The organism is Sphingomonas sp. SUN039 (genome assembly GCF_024758725.1).
Lineage (GTDB): Bacteria > Pseudomonadota > Alphaproteobacteria > Sphingomonadales > Sphingomonadaceae > Sphingomonas_O.
In genome coordinates this window covers 1947742-1961958 of sequence record NZ_CP096972.1, presented here as the reverse complement: position 1 = coordinate 1961958, position 14217 = coordinate 1947742, and the positions used below count along the sequence as shown (strand labels likewise).

At 65.3% G+C, this 14217-nt stretch carries 13 protein-coding genes; 4 read left to right on the top strand and 9 right to left on the bottom strand.

Going from position 1 to position 14217, the window contains the following annotated elements; translation table 11 throughout:
• Positions 1-65: 65 nt before the first annotated feature.
• From M0209_RS09625 to M0209_RS09615, 3 genes are read left to right on the top strand one after another with little or no spacing between them, the layout of a single operon-like run.
• The gene (locus M0209_RS09625) at positions 66-2366 is read left to right on the top strand and encodes a TonB-dependent receptor (protein WP_258888058.1); all 2301 of its coding nucleotides are present in this window, start codon (positions 66-68) and stop codon (positions 2364-2366) included.
• 4 nt (positions 2367-2370) lie between these two features.
• Entirely contained in the window at positions 2371-3672 is a 1302-nt protein-coding gene (locus M0209_RS09620) for a family 1 glycosylhydrolase (protein WP_258888057.1), read from the top strand.
• 13 nt (positions 3673-3685) lie between these two features.
• The gene (locus M0209_RS09615; RefSeq protein ID WP_258888056.1) at positions 3686-4315 is read left to right on the top strand and encodes an O-methyltransferase; all 630 of its coding nucleotides are present in this window, start codon (positions 3686-3688) and stop codon (positions 4313-4315) included.
• An 87-nt stretch (positions 4316-4402) separates the two neighbouring features.
• Here the strand turns inward: M0209_RS09615 and M0209_RS09610 are convergent, their stop codons facing one another.
• The 9 genes from M0209_RS09610 to M0209_RS09570 are packed head-to-tail and all read right to left on the bottom strand — an operon-like array spanning position 4403 to position 13135.
• Positions 4403-5422, bottom strand: a complete 1020-nt coding sequence (locus M0209_RS09610) for an aromatic ring-hydroxylating dioxygenase subunit alpha (RefSeq protein ID WP_258888055.1) — start codon at positions 5420-5422, stop codon at positions 4403-4405.
• Between the two features lie 2 nt (positions 5423-5424).
• On the bottom strand, positions 5425-6174 hold the full coding sequence (locus M0209_RS09605) for an SDR family NAD(P)-dependent oxidoreductase (protein WP_258888054.1): 750 nt from the start codon (positions 6172-6174) through the stop codon (positions 5425-5427).
• On the bottom strand, positions 6167-6946 hold the full coding sequence (locus M0209_RS09600; RefSeq protein ID WP_258888053.1) for a cyclase family protein: 780 nt from the start codon (positions 6944-6946) through the stop codon (positions 6167-6169). Before M0209_RS09600 ends, M0209_RS09605 begins: the two co-directional genes overlap by 8 nt.
• Positions 6943-8253: an MFS transporter gene (locus M0209_RS09595; protein ID WP_258888052.1), complete on the bottom strand. Its 1311-nt coding sequence runs from the start codon at positions 8251-8253 to the stop codon at positions 6943-6945. Before M0209_RS09595 ends, M0209_RS09600 begins: the two co-directional genes overlap by 4 nt.
• Before the next feature lie 3 nt (positions 8254-8256).
• On the bottom strand, positions 8257-8937 hold the full coding sequence (locus M0209_RS09590; RefSeq protein ID WP_258888051.1) for a glutathione S-transferase family protein: 681 nt from the start codon (positions 8935-8937) through the stop codon (positions 8257-8259).
• On the bottom strand, positions 8934-10136 hold the full coding sequence (locus M0209_RS09585; RefSeq protein WP_258888050.1) for a cytochrome P450: 1203 nt from the start codon (positions 10134-10136) through the stop codon (positions 8934-8936). Before M0209_RS09585 ends, M0209_RS09590 begins: the two co-directional genes overlap by 4 nt.
• 3 nt (positions 10137-10139) lie before the next feature.
• Positions 10140-11036: a VOC family protein gene (locus M0209_RS09580; RefSeq protein WP_258888049.1), complete on the bottom strand. Its 897-nt coding sequence runs from the start codon at positions 11034-11036 to the stop codon at positions 10140-10142.
• Between the two features lie 11 nt (positions 11037-11047).
• Positions 11048-12163 carry an FAD-dependent oxidoreductase gene (locus tag M0209_RS09575; RefSeq protein WP_258888048.1) on the bottom strand — a complete coding sequence of 372 codons (1116 nt, stop codon included), beginning with the start codon at positions 12161-12163 and terminating at the stop codon, positions 11048-11050.
• A 57-nt stretch (positions 12164-12220) separates the two neighbouring features.
• A complete protein-coding gene (locus tag M0209_RS09570) occupies positions 12221-13135 on the bottom strand; it encodes a LysR family transcriptional regulator (RefSeq protein ID WP_258888047.1) in 915 nt (304 codons plus the stop codon).
• A gap of 83 nt (positions 13136-13218) precedes the next feature.
• On the opposite strand from M0209_RS09570, the gene M0209_RS09565 reads away from it, so the two are divergent.
• The gene (locus tag M0209_RS09565) at positions 13219-14208 is read left to right on the top strand and encodes an MBL fold metallo-hydrolase (protein ID WP_258888046.1); all 990 of its coding nucleotides are present in this window, start codon (positions 13219-13221) and stop codon (positions 14206-14208) included.
• The last annotated feature ends 9 nt before the right edge of the window (positions 14209-14217 follow it).

Genomic DNA, 14217 nt, shown 5'->3' with positions numbered 1-14217 from the left:
TGCTGCCGTAGCTAACCCGATCACAACAATCGACGCCAAGCGTCGGCATAAAAGGGGAGATCGGGATGACCAAGGCACAGAAGGCGTTGCTGCTCGCGGGGACTGGCCTGTTCGCGGTGGCACAGCCCGCGTTCGCACAGACACCTCAAGCCGCATCGGCGGACGGCGCGACCGAGGACGTCATCACCGTCACCGCGCGCAAACGCGAGGAAAACCTGATCGACGTGCCGCTGCCCGTCAGCGTCGCCACCGCCGCCCAGCTCGCGCGCGACCAGATCTACAACGTCACCGACCTGCAGCGGATCACGCCCGCGCTCGAGATCAGCCAGACTTCCGGCGGCGAAACCAACGGCGGCGGACGCCTGCGCGGTCTCGGCACCGGCGTGTTCAACCCCAGCGTTGCCCCATCAGTGGCGCTCGTCGTCGACCAGGTGCCGGTCGGCAACCTCAACTTCCCGCAAATCTTCGACCTGGCGCAGGTCGAGGTTCTGCGCGGGCCGCAAGGCACGCTGTTCGGCCAGGGCGCATCGGCGGGCGTCATCAACATGACGACCGTCGCGCCGACCACCGACCGGATCAAGTCATCGGTCGCGGTCGATTACGCCAACAAGGGCACCGGCGGCTCCGAAGTGGGTGAACTTGTCCTGCGCAGCGCGATCAACCTGCCGCTCGGCGATGACGCAGCGATCCGCGTAGCGGCACAGTACAAACGCGAAACCGGTCTCCAGCGCAGCAAAACAACCGGTCGCGAGAATGTCATCGAGGATTACGGCGTCCGTGCGCGCGTACTGCTCAGGCCCAGCGAGCGGGTGACCGTCAACCTGATCGGCGAATATGCCAAGGAAGTGCAGGACGGCCAGACCTTCTTCGCTATCGCGATTGCGCCCAATGGCACGACGCCCTTCGGCCCTCCCGGCGGAACCATCGGTGGTATCTCGACAGGTGCCTACACCAGCCCGACGGGCTGCAACGTCGTGATAACGCAGCGGGCCGAGGAATATTGCGAAGACATCCCGACTTTCATGACGCTGAACACCGGCGGCATTTCGGGCATCATCGATTGGGAACTTAACGATAATCTGACGCTCACATCGGTTACCGGTTATCGCGAGCGCGGCTTCACCCAGTATACGCGCGATTTCTCCCGCCTGACCGGCGCGCCGGCCGCGCGGCAGGAGAAAGCGCAGGAGGACAGCCGCGGCTTCAATCAGGAACTGCGCTTGGCCTACACGGGGAGCAGCCTGGATGTTGTCGGGGGCGTTTACTACAACGACTTCCGCTTCAACCGAAAGCCGCTCGGCGCCGGACCCTATGCGTTCGGCAACAACCTTCAGGGCAACCGCACGGGATTCAGCGTTTGCACGGCAGCGGGCTTCTTCTGCCCGGTGCCGACGAGCTTCACTATCGAGCAGACGACCAATCGGACAATCGCGGTATTTACCGATGCCACGCTGAAGCTTGGCGATCAGTTCAACATCTTTGGTGGCCTGCGCTATTCGGACTACAAAAACCTGACGCTCACCGGCGTAAACACGCTTGTCCCGACAACGGCCTTCACGACGACCGACAGCAATCTGTCAGGCCGCATTGGCGTCAGCTATCGTCCGAATGCCGGGACCAATATCTATGCGTCCTATTCGCGTGGCTACAAGCCGCCGGCCGTCGGCTCCAACCCGGCGGGGGCGCTGTTCCAGCTGCTGCCCGAATCGGCCGATACGTTCGAACTCGGCGCGAAGTTCGGGATCAGCCGCTTCCAGCTCGCCGCCAACGTTTTTTACACCAAGCTCAAGAACTTTCAGAGCCAGACGAGCGTCTTTGTCGGCACTGCGCTGGTGTCGCAGCCGCTGAACGTGCCGAGCGTCACGTCGAAGGGCTTCGAGCTAACCATCCAGGGCCGCATTCTGCCGGGCCTGTCGGTCAACGGGGGTTATCAGTATAACGATATCACTTTCCCGACCGGCTATGTCGGCGACGACGGCGGCAATCTGGGCGGTACCCAGTTCCTGAATGCGCCGAAGCACAAGTTCACGTTGTCGACCGATTATGCGGTGCCGTTCGGCGACACGGTCGAGGGCTTCCTGAACGCCAACCTCGTTTACAAGAGCGAAGTGCTGCTCGCCTCGCGCGCCGACCCGCGTTACCGTTTCCCGGCACACGAGTTGATCAACCTCGGCATCGGCATACGCGGGCGCGGCGAGGCGGGATGGTCGGCATCGATTTTCGTCCGCAACCTGACCAAGTCGCGCGAGCCGACTGCTTTTCTTGCCAGCACCTTTGCCGGGCAAGCCGATGGCGGCATCCGCGCTTGGCCGGTGGCGGGCCTGACCGCGCGGGTCGTTGGCGTGCGGGCCGGGTTCGACTTCTAGGACCATGGAGATCGACCGCCGCACCGTCCTCGCCGCCGGGGCGGCGCTCGCCGCAGCCCCGGCCTTGGCCACCACTCGCGGCGCGCGCCGCTTTCCAAAGGGCTTCCTCTGGGGGGCCGCGACTGCGGCGCACCAGGTGGAGGGGAACAACGTCAACAGCGATTGCTGGTGGCTCGAGAATACCAGGCCCAGCGTTTTCGCCGAACCCTCGGGCGACGCGTGCAACAGTTTCGCGCTGTGGCGCACCGACATGGACCTGGTCCAGCGCATGGGACTCGGCGCCTATCGCTTCAGCCTCGAATGGGCGCGGATCGAGCCGGAGCCGGGACGTTTCTCGATCGCGATGCTCGACCATTACAAGGGCATGATTGCGGGGTGCCGTGCGCGGGGCCTCGAGCCGTTCGTGACGTTCAACCATTTCACCACCCCGCGCTGGTTTGCGGCGCGCGGCGGATGGATGAATGCACAGGGACCGGAACTGTTCGCACGCTTCTGCGACCGTGCTGCGCGGCACCTGGCCGACGGTATCGGCCACGCAACGACGCTGAACGAGCCGAACCTTGCGGGCGTGCTTGGCGACATCCTGCCTGCCGGGCTGCTCGATGCCGACAAGGCGATGGCGGAGGCGGCAGCGAAATCGCTCGGCGTGCCGCTGTTCCTCGCAGGTAACGCTTTATGGGTGCCCGACGCGGCGCAGGTGAAGGCGCATCTGCTTGCTGCACACAAGGCGGGGCGCGCGGCGATCAAGGCGGTGCGCGGCGACCTGCCCGTCGGCGTCAGCCTCGCCATGCTCGACGAACAGGGCGGGCCGGACACGCTCGCGCCGGCGATGCGCGAGAAATATTACGGCGACTGGCTGCGCGCCGCGCGCGGCGACGAGTTCGTCGGCGTCCAGAATTACGAGCGCAACGTGTGGAGCGCGACGGGCAAGCTCCCGCCCCCCGCGAACGCCGTCCGCAACATGATGGGCGGCGAAGTCTATGCGCCGTCGCTCGCGGGTGCTGTCCGTCACGCCTGGGACGTCGCGCGCGTGCCCGTGTACGTCACGGAGCATGGCGTCAGCGCGACCGACGACAGCGTCCGCGCCAGACTGATCGGCGACGCCCTAGCCGAACTGCATAAGGCGATCGGCGACGGTGTGCCGGTGAAGGGTTATCTCCACTGGTCGCTGCTCGACAATTTCGAATGGGTGTTTGGCTATAAATTCAAATTCGGCCTGCACAGCGTCGATCCGGTGACGTTCAAGCGGACGCCGAAACCGAGCGCTGCCGTGCTCGGCCGGATCGCGCGCGCACACGCGGTCTGACACTATGGGCGTCGTGTTCGACGATCCCGTAGTGCAGATGGCGCTCGACAGATATGAGGCGCGCCGCACGGCCGATATCGCGAAGATGGCGATGCTCGGGCGCGAACGCGGCATGGCGGTGCGCGACGAGTTCCTGTTGCCGGTCGGGCCCGAGGTCGGCTGGCTGATCCACGCCCTCGTCATCGGCAGACAGCCGCCCCGCATCCTCGAACTCGGCACGAGCTATGGCTATTCGACGCTGTTCCTTGCCGACGCGGCGCGCGCCGTCGGCGGGCAGGTCGTCAGCATGGATGTTGCCGGTTACAAGCAGGACTTTGCCAGGGCGGAACTAGCCAGCGCCGGCCTCGACGGGTTTGTCGAATTCCGCTGCGGCGATGCGGTCGCGATGACGGCAGCGGACAGCGGCAGCTTCGACCTCGTGCTGATCGATATCTGGAAAGAGCTTTACGTCGCCTGTTTCGACGCCGTGCTACCGAAGCTCGCCCCGGGCGGCGCCATCCTCGCCGACAACATGCTGCGCCCCGAGCACGATCGCGCCCACGCCGATGCCTATCGCGCTGCAGTGGCAGCGGCGCCCCAACTATCGAGTGTGCTGCTCGACATCGGCAGCGGGGTAGAACTGAGTATCAACTCCCGTCGGTAATTGCCGTCCCGCCATCGACGACGAGCGTATGGCCGGTGACGAAGGCGGCGGCGTCGAAAGCCCGGTGATCTCGCCGAGCAACGCTCGCTAGGCGGCTTCCGCGCGCAGCATCGCTTCGACCTTGCGCCTTGCACGAGTCCCGCCTGCGTCGATCCCGAGCGAAAGCGGCTTGGCAGCCCAGAAGTCCTCACCCTCCAGATTTTCGTACGCCGCCTTGATGATCGGCTTGTCCTCCTCGTCGAAGGCCTGCGCGAAGAGCTGGCGGAGGAAGGCATCGGTCTCGACCGATTCGAGGTCATGGCCGCGTGTCGTCGCCCAGAAATAATGCGTCGTTGTCGCACTCGCGGGCGTCAGGATGTGCGCCTGATGTGCGATTACGCCGCCGTCGCGCAATGCTCCTGCCGGGCAAGCGCCGATTTCGAGGTGCATCGAGGCGGGCGCGTTCCAGCGCATGTCGAGCCAGTGGTCGCAATCCATCTCCGGCGGGTAGATACCGAATGTGTGCGGCGGAGCCTTCACCCCCGGCATCCACCAGTCAGAGTGTAGGGTCGTCCCTTCGTCCCTGACCGCGTGACGACCGGCGAAGATCACGCCATTTCCGGCAAAGCTGCCCTTGTGGACGAACTCGATGTGCGACAGGTCCATGAGATTGTCGGTGCCGAATTCATAGGGTGCCTCAAGCAGCGTGTAGCCGCGTACCACGCGTACGTTTGGGCCGTCGGCAACGACCGAGAAATCGGGGATGAGCGATGCGTCGGCAGTCTCGCGTGAACCACCCCACAACCAGACGATGCCGTCCCGCTCGATGCATGCCCAGCTGTCGACGCGGGCCGCGGGCGGGATCTTCCCCGAAAACGGATTGCGGACACATTGCCCCGCAGCGTCGAAGGTCAGGCCGTGATAGGGGCATATGACGCCCTCGTCCGCCTTGGTGCCGAGGCTCAAGGGTGCAAAGCGGTGCGGGCAGCGATCGGCGAGCGCGGCGACGCCGTCGGCGGTCCTGAACAAAACGATGGCGCGGTCGAAAAGGCGACGACCGAGCAGCCCGTCTCCCAGTTCCTCGCACCACGCCGCCATGTACCAGACATCCTTGAGATAAGTCGTCATCATCAACTCCCGTCGGTAATCGTCGTGCCGCCATCGACGACGAGCGTGTGGCCGGTGACGAAGGCGGCGGCGGGGGAGGCGAGGAACAGCGCGGCGTTGGCGATGTCTTCGGGCGTCCCGGCGCGACGCAGCGGCGTCATCTGCATCCTGCGCGCCATGAAGGCTGCATCGGCGAGCAGCGGGGCCGAGAGCGGCGTCGCGATAAAGCCGGGCGACATCGCGTTGACCCGCACACCCTTCGGCCCCCATTGTACTGCAAGGTTGCGGGCGAGCTGCGCAACGCCCGCCTTGGCCAGCGCATAGGCGTTGATCGCGGCATTCCCCCGCAGCCCTGCAATGCTCGCGACCAGCACGGCGCTCGCACCCTCGCGTACCGCCATGTGGGGCAGGGCCTTGTCGAGCAGGCGCACCTGACTGCGCAGGTTGATCGCCATAACCCGGTCGAAATCCTCGCCCGACCAGCTGCCCGGTATCCCGGTGATACCCGCATTGGCCACGACGATATCGAGCGCCCCGTGTGCCGCGAGCGTGCCGGCGACGAGCGCGTCGAGTGCGGCCTCATCGGTCACATCGCAGGCGATGCCGGTGCAGCCGAGGTCGTGCGCGGCGACGCGGGTGTCGTCCCCGTCCTCGCTCGCGATGACGACCGTTGCGCCCGCGACCAGAAAAGCCGCCGCAATCGCGCGCCCGATGCCGCGCGTCCCTCCCGTAACCAGCGCGACCTTTCCGTCGAGCCGGAAGGGGTCAGTCATCGAAGATCGCGACCGCGCGTGTCCATCCGGCGGATGCGCCCTTGATCTTGTGCGGGAAGCAGCTGACGGTGAAGCCGTTCCCCGGCAGCGCCTCCAGATTGTGCAGCTTTTCGAGGTGGCAATAGCCGATATCGCGGCCTGCCTTGTGCCCTTCCCAGATCAGCGACGTGTCGCCGGTCTCCGCCACCTTTTTCGCGGTGTGCGCGAACGGCGCGTCCCAGCTCCATGCGTCGGTGCCGGTCACGCGGATGCCACGCGACGTGAGATACATCGTCGCTTCATAACCCATGCCGCAGCCGCGATTGACGAAATCGGGGTCGCCGACCGCTTTGCCTGCCGCGGTATTGACGAGGACGATGTCGAGCGGTCGCAGGTCGTGGCCGATGCGCGACAGTTCGGCCTCGACCTCTTCCGCGGTCACGACATGGCCGTCGGGCAGATGCCGGAAATCGAGCTTGACCCCCGGGCGGAAGCACCAGTCGAGCGGCACCTCGTCGATCGTGATCGCCCGCTCGCCGCCATTCATGGTCGGATGGAAGTGCCAGGGCGCATCGAGGTGCGTCCCGTTGTGCGTGGTCAACGTCACCCATTCCGCCGCCGCGAACCCCGCGCCGTCGGGGGTCTGCTCTTGGGTGACGCCGGGGAAGAAATGCCCGAGTTCGCCGATCGTGTCGCCATGCGCCTGATAAGTTATCTTCGGGCGCATGAACGGCGGGTCGGTGACGACGTCGTTTTCGAGCAGGATCGACAGGTCGACGAAGCGGCGGGTCATGGGCGTGGTCCTTCAGTCGAAACATGCCGCACGAGGCGCGGCCTGAGCAAGACGATCAGCACGAACGACAACGCCATCGCGCCGGTGACAATGAGTTGCAACGCGGTGCCGAGATGCGCTTCGCCGAATACATACTGGCTGAGCGCCCCGACCAGCGCAGGCCCGAGCGTGAAGCCGATGATGCTGATCGTCAGGATCGCAACCGCCGACAGCCGCGAGCGGAGCGCGGGCGGCGCGATGAGCTGTACCGTCGTGTTGACGATGGCGTTGCACGGCGCAATGCACAGCAGCAGCACCGCCAGCGCAACGAAGAAGCGGTCTGCACCGGTCACGCCGAACGCGAACCAGGCTGCGGGCACGGCCAGCGCAACGGGCAGCAGCCCGACACCGAGAACGGCATCGGTCGCGCCGCGCGCCGAACGCCAGTCGCTGATTATCGCATAGAGTCCCTGTCCGGCAAAGGCGGCGACGAGCAGCAGCGTGCCAAGCATCGCGCCGGTCCGGAACGGCGGCACGCCGTGCACGCGCTGGACATATTCGGGAACCCAGGCCGTGACGCAGCCGAGCGCCATTGCCGACGATCCTGCCAAGAGCAGCACGAGGGCCAGCAGGACCGCATGATCGCGCATGAACGGCCAGAGCCGCTCCCGTGACCCGGTAGGCGGCGCGTGCAACTTTCGCGGGTCGTGGAGCAGCGGGATCAGCGCCAGTCCGGCGATCCCCGGCAGGCCGATCAGGATCAGCGCGATCCGCCACGGCGCGAACGCGCCGACCAGTGGCCATGCTGCAAACGCCCCGGCACTCCCCGCCGCGAGGATCGCCCCCGCGGCAGCAACCCCGATTGCCGAGCCGACCTGAAAGCCGATCCCCTGCATCGCCATCGGCTTGGTGAGGGCGTGCGGCGGAAAGCTGTCGGCGATGATTGCGTGCGAGCACGGGGCCATCCCGGCCTCGCCGCCACCGACGAGCATCCTCAGCACGAACAGCATCGCAAATCCGGTCGCGAAACCGCACGTAATCGTCGCCAGCGACCAGAGCAAAAGGCACACGCCGAGCACGCGCGGGCGCGAATAGCGGTCTGCGGCCCAGCCGATGGGCACGAGGAACAGCACGTAAAAGCTCGTGAACGCCGCACCGACGAGCAGGCTCGCCTGAAAATCGCCGATACCGAAGTCGCGCTTGATCGGCCCGATCAGCATCGCAATTGCCATGCGGTCGGCCATGGCGATGGCGGTGACGATGAAAATGACGATCGTCGACCGCCAGGCGATGGCGCTCGAAGGATAAGCGGTGACCGTCCCTGCCATCTGCTAACGCATCGGCACGGAGAGGCCGCGCGCGTCAAGGTCGGCGATCAGTCCGGCTTCGCGGTCCAGCGCGCGCCGGACCGACGGTCGCGCCAGCATTGCCGTGTGGTGGCGGGAGATATGGGGGTAAGGCGCGGCGTCGAACCCTGCGCCGGTGATCCGGAACCACACCCAGAACAGATAGATGTCGAGTGCCGACCACCCGCTGTCGAGATACCAGTCGTGCGCTGCGAGCCGCGCCTCGATTCCGGTCATGTGGAACGCTATCGTTTCGCACCCCTTCGCGCGGACGTCCGCGATTCCTTCGGGCAGCGCGGTGAACATCTGCGGCATACGGATGCGTGTCACCAACGGGTGCAGGTCGCCCGAAAAGCGCGCCAGCTCGGCGATCAGCCGCGCCTCGTCGAGCGCATCGGCGGCAGGCGGCAGCAGCTTCGCATCGGGATAAGCACGCGCGAGATAGTGGAGGATCGCCGTGTTTTGCGCGAGCGCCCGCCCTTCGACGATGAGAGCCGGGACTTTCCCCGACGGATTGACCGCCAGAAATTCCGGAGCGCGATGCTCGCCCGCCATGAAGGCGACGAGCCGCAGCTCATAGGGCTGCCCGATTTCCTCGAGCGCGATCAGCGGCACCCGCGCACAGGAATGCGGCGCGAAATAGAGTGTCGGTGCGGTCTGGGTCATGTCTTGCATTCCCCGTTTGCCGGCACCAGCTCGACTGGCAGCGATGCAAGCGCGTGCAGGGTGTTGTTGAGCCGTCTGACCGGCGCACCGGCAAGGCGGATTTCGGCGACGCGCGGTACAAGCGCTGCAAGTAACGCTTCGGCTTCCATCCGCGCAACCATCTGGCCGAGGCACTGGTGAATGCCAAAGCCGAAACCGACGTGCCCGCTTGCCGAACGCGCGATGTCGAACCGGTCGGCACGCTGCCACTGGCGCGGATCGCGGTTTGCCGCGGCAAGGAAGAGCAGAACCTTCGACCCTTCAGGGATCGTCTCGCGTTCGACGCCGATATCGCTGCTTGTGGTCCGGAAAAAGGTTTGCACCGTTCCGCCCCAGCGCAATGACTCCTCGAACGCCTTTCGGGCGAGCAAAGGATCCTCCCGGAGCTTTCGCCATTGCTCGGGATGTTGCGCAAAGGCGTACAGCATATTGCCGATGCCGTTGACGGTCGTATCGACCCCGGCGGTGAGGAACGAGCGCACCAGCCGTTCGGCTTCCGCCTCGGTGCACTCTCCCCGGTCGGCAGCGGCATAGACGAGCGCACCCCAGCCGCCGGGACGCAAATGTTCGCGTCGGCAGCTGTCCATGACCCAGGCGGTCGCTTCGGCTGCACGCGCCATTGCGTCGTCGTAAAGCCGGTTGCGTGGCCCAAAGGCGTTGAACGCGGTTGCGCCATAGGGAATCAAATGCTCGCGGCCCTCTTCGCGCAAGCCGATCAAATCGGGAAAGACCGACAGCGGAAAGGCTTCGGCGAGATCCGCTACCGCATCGACATGTCGCCGCGCCACGAGCCGTTCGACCAGTGCTTCGGCCTTGGCGCGCCAGCCGGGCATCATGTCCCGCAACGAGGCCAGAGACGCGACCTTGTTCATCAGCCCGCGCGTACGGTCGTGGAGCGGTGGATCGGCTTCGAGCAGCAGCGAAGGGGGTCGCCACGGCGCTTCGGTGGCAAAATCCGAAAGACCGACACCGCGTGCCGATACATAGGTCGGCCAATCCTTGAGCGCAGCAACGACCTCGCAATGCCGTGCCATCGCAAAACAGCGAATGGGTTCGAGGTAGACCACCGGTCCGGCATCGCGCAGCGCATCGTGATGCGCATAAGGATCGGCCAGGAACGCCTCGTCGAACGGATCGATCGCGAGGCGCGGGATCGCCACCCCTTAGGCGACCTCGAACAGGCGCGGGTTGGGTACTGCTTTCGGCATCGTTTGCGGGCCGCCGACGCCGATGCCCCATTGGTCCATAACCATCGGCGCCGGCGTGTGGACCTTCGCCTCCCAGATCGCGTCGTCGACGTCTTCGAGCTCGGCGGTGTATTCGACCGCAAAGCCGTTCGGCGTCACGAAATAGCTGAAGGTGTTGTTCCCCGCTGTGTGACGCCCGGGGCCCCAGACCACATCGAATTTGGCGAGCTTCAGATTGTGGATGCCGCGCATCATGCCGTCGACCCCTTCCATGTCATAGGCGACATGGTTGAGGCACGGCGGTCCGGGCAGGATCGCGATGCGGTGATGCGCCGCATTGCAGCGCACGAAGCTCATGAAATCGCCGAGCCAGTCGCTGAGTTTGAAGCCGAGAACATCGACGAACCACTGGGTCAGCGCCTTGTGGTCGGGCGAGTGGAGGACGATGTGGCTGATCTTGACCGGCACCCCGTCCCAGCGCGCGACATCGGTCTTCGGCCCCGGCGCGACGTCGGCCGAAATGCCGAACTGCAGCCCGTCGTGCGAGAAGAAGCGGAAGCCATAGCCGCCGCCCGGCGACTTCAGTTCGTGGGGCTCGCGGCTGACCTTGCACCCGTCGGCGACGACGCGGGCGTGGAGCGCATCGACATCGGCGCGGCTGTCGGCAGCGAGCATGATCAGGTCGACACGGTTGACATCGCCCTGGCGCAACCTGGCGACGTGGTGTTCGTCGTGCCCCTTGGTCTTGAACCACAGCTGGTCGTCGTTCGACGGTACCGGTTCGAGGCCCCAGGTGTCGGTGTAAAAGGCGCGTTCGGCCTCAAGGTCGGTCACGCTGTAGCCGACATAACGGATTTCGCTGACGCGGGTCATGATACTGATCCTCAGATGGGTTGCGCGACAACGCCGAACATTTCGCGCGTCGCTTTGGCCTGGTCGATCATCGGGCCTTGCCCGAGCTGGCCGTGACACATCGCCAGACTTTCGGTCACGATATAGCGGCACCGGTCATAGCGGCGTGCGCTAAAAGCGGCGAAGGCGGTTTCGGCATCGTCATGCGTCGCGATTTCCTCGGCAATGACGAGGGCGTCCTCGATCGCCATGCCCGCGCCCTGTCCGAGATGCGGTGTCGTCGCATGGACCGCGTCGCCGAGCAGGACGACACGGCCGCTATGCCATGGCCCCTCGACCAGCACCCATTCGAGCGGGCGATAGACGACTTCGTTGTCATCGACGATCGAAGCGCCCAGCTCGGCGATGCGCGGTGCGACACCGGTCAGCTTGCTCCGCATCGCCGCCGCAAGGCCGTCCTTCGGATAGAAGGGATTGCCGGGCTCGGGCGTGGTCACGAACATGTACATCAGGTCGTCGGACAGCGGCACAAGGCCTGTTCCGGTCGCGCCTTCATAGGCTTGCAGACAGCCGACGTCTTCGGTGCGTGCGAAATTGTAGCGCCAGACCGACTGTCCGGTGAATTCGGGACGCGGCGCGTCGGGAAATATCTGCTCGCGCGTCCGCGAATACAGGCCGTCGGCACCGATGACCAAGTCGAAGCGCGCCTGCTGGCCATCCGAAAAGCGGACATCGACACCGGCGCCATCGTCGTCGAGCGATTCCGCCGTCACGCCGAGCCGGATGTCGGCGCCCGCCGCCTTCGCGCGGTCGCCGAGTACCTTGTGCAGCGCGGTCCGGCGGATACCGATCTGGGCGGGGAGCCCGTCGACGAGTTTCGGCGAAGGGATTTTGGCGACACGCTTGCCGCTCGGGATGTAGACCTCGACTTCGTCGAACCCGAACCCGGCCGCCAGATAGTCGTCGATGATGCCGAGCTGGTGCATCGCGCGCACGACATTGGCCTGCTGGATGATGCCGACGCCATACACGGCCCAGTTCGGATCTTTTTCGAGGATGGTCACGCGGTGGCCGTCGCGCCCTAGCGCAATCGCCGCTGTCAGGCCGCCGATGCCGCCGCCGATGATGAGGATATTCTGTTGCTTCACGCCATGCTGGATAAGGCAGGCACAGCTATTCGTAAAAACGATTATATGGATACGAAGCTATCCGTTCGCTGTATCGCCCACGGCGTCGCGGAGCGCCCCGATCAACCAGCGAATACCCGGATCGTCGGTGCGCGTGCGGTGGAACTGGATGCGTTCCTCCATCATCGGAAAGTCGAAGGGAAGCGGCGCAAAAGCGAGCGGATGCGCGGCGCTGGCATGGCGGGCAAGGCGCTCGTGCATCACCGCAAGCCGAGACGTGCCGACCAGCAGGTCGGGAACGACCGTAAACGACGCGACGGTCACCTCGATGCGTCGCATGACGCCTGCCTGACGCAGCTGATGTTCGGCAAAGGAGGCGCGGAACAGCCGGCCGATTTCGACCGCGACATGTCCCGCATCGGCGAAGTCCTCGATCGTCAGCTCGCGCGCGAAAACCGGATTGTCGCGCCAGCCGACGACGACATGACGTTCCGAAAACAGGTGCTCGGACGGATGCTCCATCGACAGATGTTCGGCGGGCACGACAATCGCGTCGAGCTCGCCGGCGTGGAGCATCTGCGCGAGCGTGTCCGACGGCGGCGTGATGTCGAGCTGGACGCCGGGAGCCTCGGTCGCGAGGCGGCGCAGCAGCGGCGCAAAGGCGACCGTGGTGATGAAGTCCGACGCCCCGATACGGAAGAGCCGCCGGGAATCGGCCGGCTCGAATGTGGGCGACGACGCGATCATCGTGTCGGCACCCGCGAGCAAGGTCTTGAGCATCGGCTGCAGGCGCAACGCGTGCGCGCTCGGGATCATGCGCTTTCCGTCGGCGATGAGAATCGGGTCGTTGAAAAACTGGCGTAGGCGCGCAAGGGCGGCACTGACGGCGGGCTGGCTGAGATACAGGCGCTCGGCGGCGCGCGAGACGTTGCGCGTCTCGAGCAGCACGTCGAGCGCGACGAGCAGGTTGAGGTCCAGACCCTTGAAACGCATTGCAGGTCCATAACAAAGACTGCTGGATTTCGATAGTAACAAACGATTTTGTTTATGGCGGTATCGGTCCCATGAGATAATTCATGAGAGTAGCAACAAGGCGGGTGCCGATACGGTTGGGCGGTGCAATGCTGCTGGCACTGGCGCTAACCGGCGCAGGCAGGCCGGTTCCACAGGCTACGTCGGCGACTTGGGTCACGCTCGGTACGAGCGGGGGACCGGTATCTAACCCGGCGCGCGCGCAGCCTGCCAACCTCCTGCAGTGGCGCGACCGGAACTGGCTGGTCGACGCGGGTGACGGTGCTGCCCAGCAACTTGCGAAAGCGGGCGTTCCGCTTCACCGGCTCGATGCCGTGTTCCTCAGTCACGTCCACCTCGACCACACAGGCGGTTTGGCGGCAATCATCGGACTGCGGTATCAGCTGCAGGTCCGGGGCAAGCTGCAAATCTACGGACCTCCGGGAACCCGTGCGATCGTAGCGGGGATCGTCGCGTCGCTGAAGCCGTTTGCCGACGCGGGCTATGGCTTTGGCGATCCGGTGACCTTGCTTCCCGCCGATACGGTCGACGTGCACGAGCTCGCCGCGGGCGAGACGCTTCAGGTCGGCGATGCCCGTGTGCGTGTCGCGCAGAACAGCCATTACAGCTTCGCGCCCGGCAGCGCCGAGGATGCCGCTTCCAAATCCTATTCCTATCGTTTCGACCTGCCTGGCCGGTCGATCGTTTACACCGGCGACACCGGGCCGAGCGCCGCCGTGGAGGCGCTGGGCGCGGGTGCGGACCTGCTGGTCGCCGAATTGATCGACCTCGACAGTGTAACCGCACAGATGCGGGCAACGCGTCCCGACATGCGGCCAGAACAATTCGCCGACATGCGCCGACACCTGTCACAGCATCATCTGACGCCTGACCAGATCGGGGCGATGGCGCAGGCGATGCGCGTTCGCAAGGTGGTCGCGACGCATCTCGCCGTCGGACGTATCGGCCCGCGAGACCTTGCGCGATATGTGGTGACGATCAAGCGCACGTTTGCGGGCGACGCCGCGGTTGCCCGCGATCTCGAACGCTTTTGACGAGGGAGA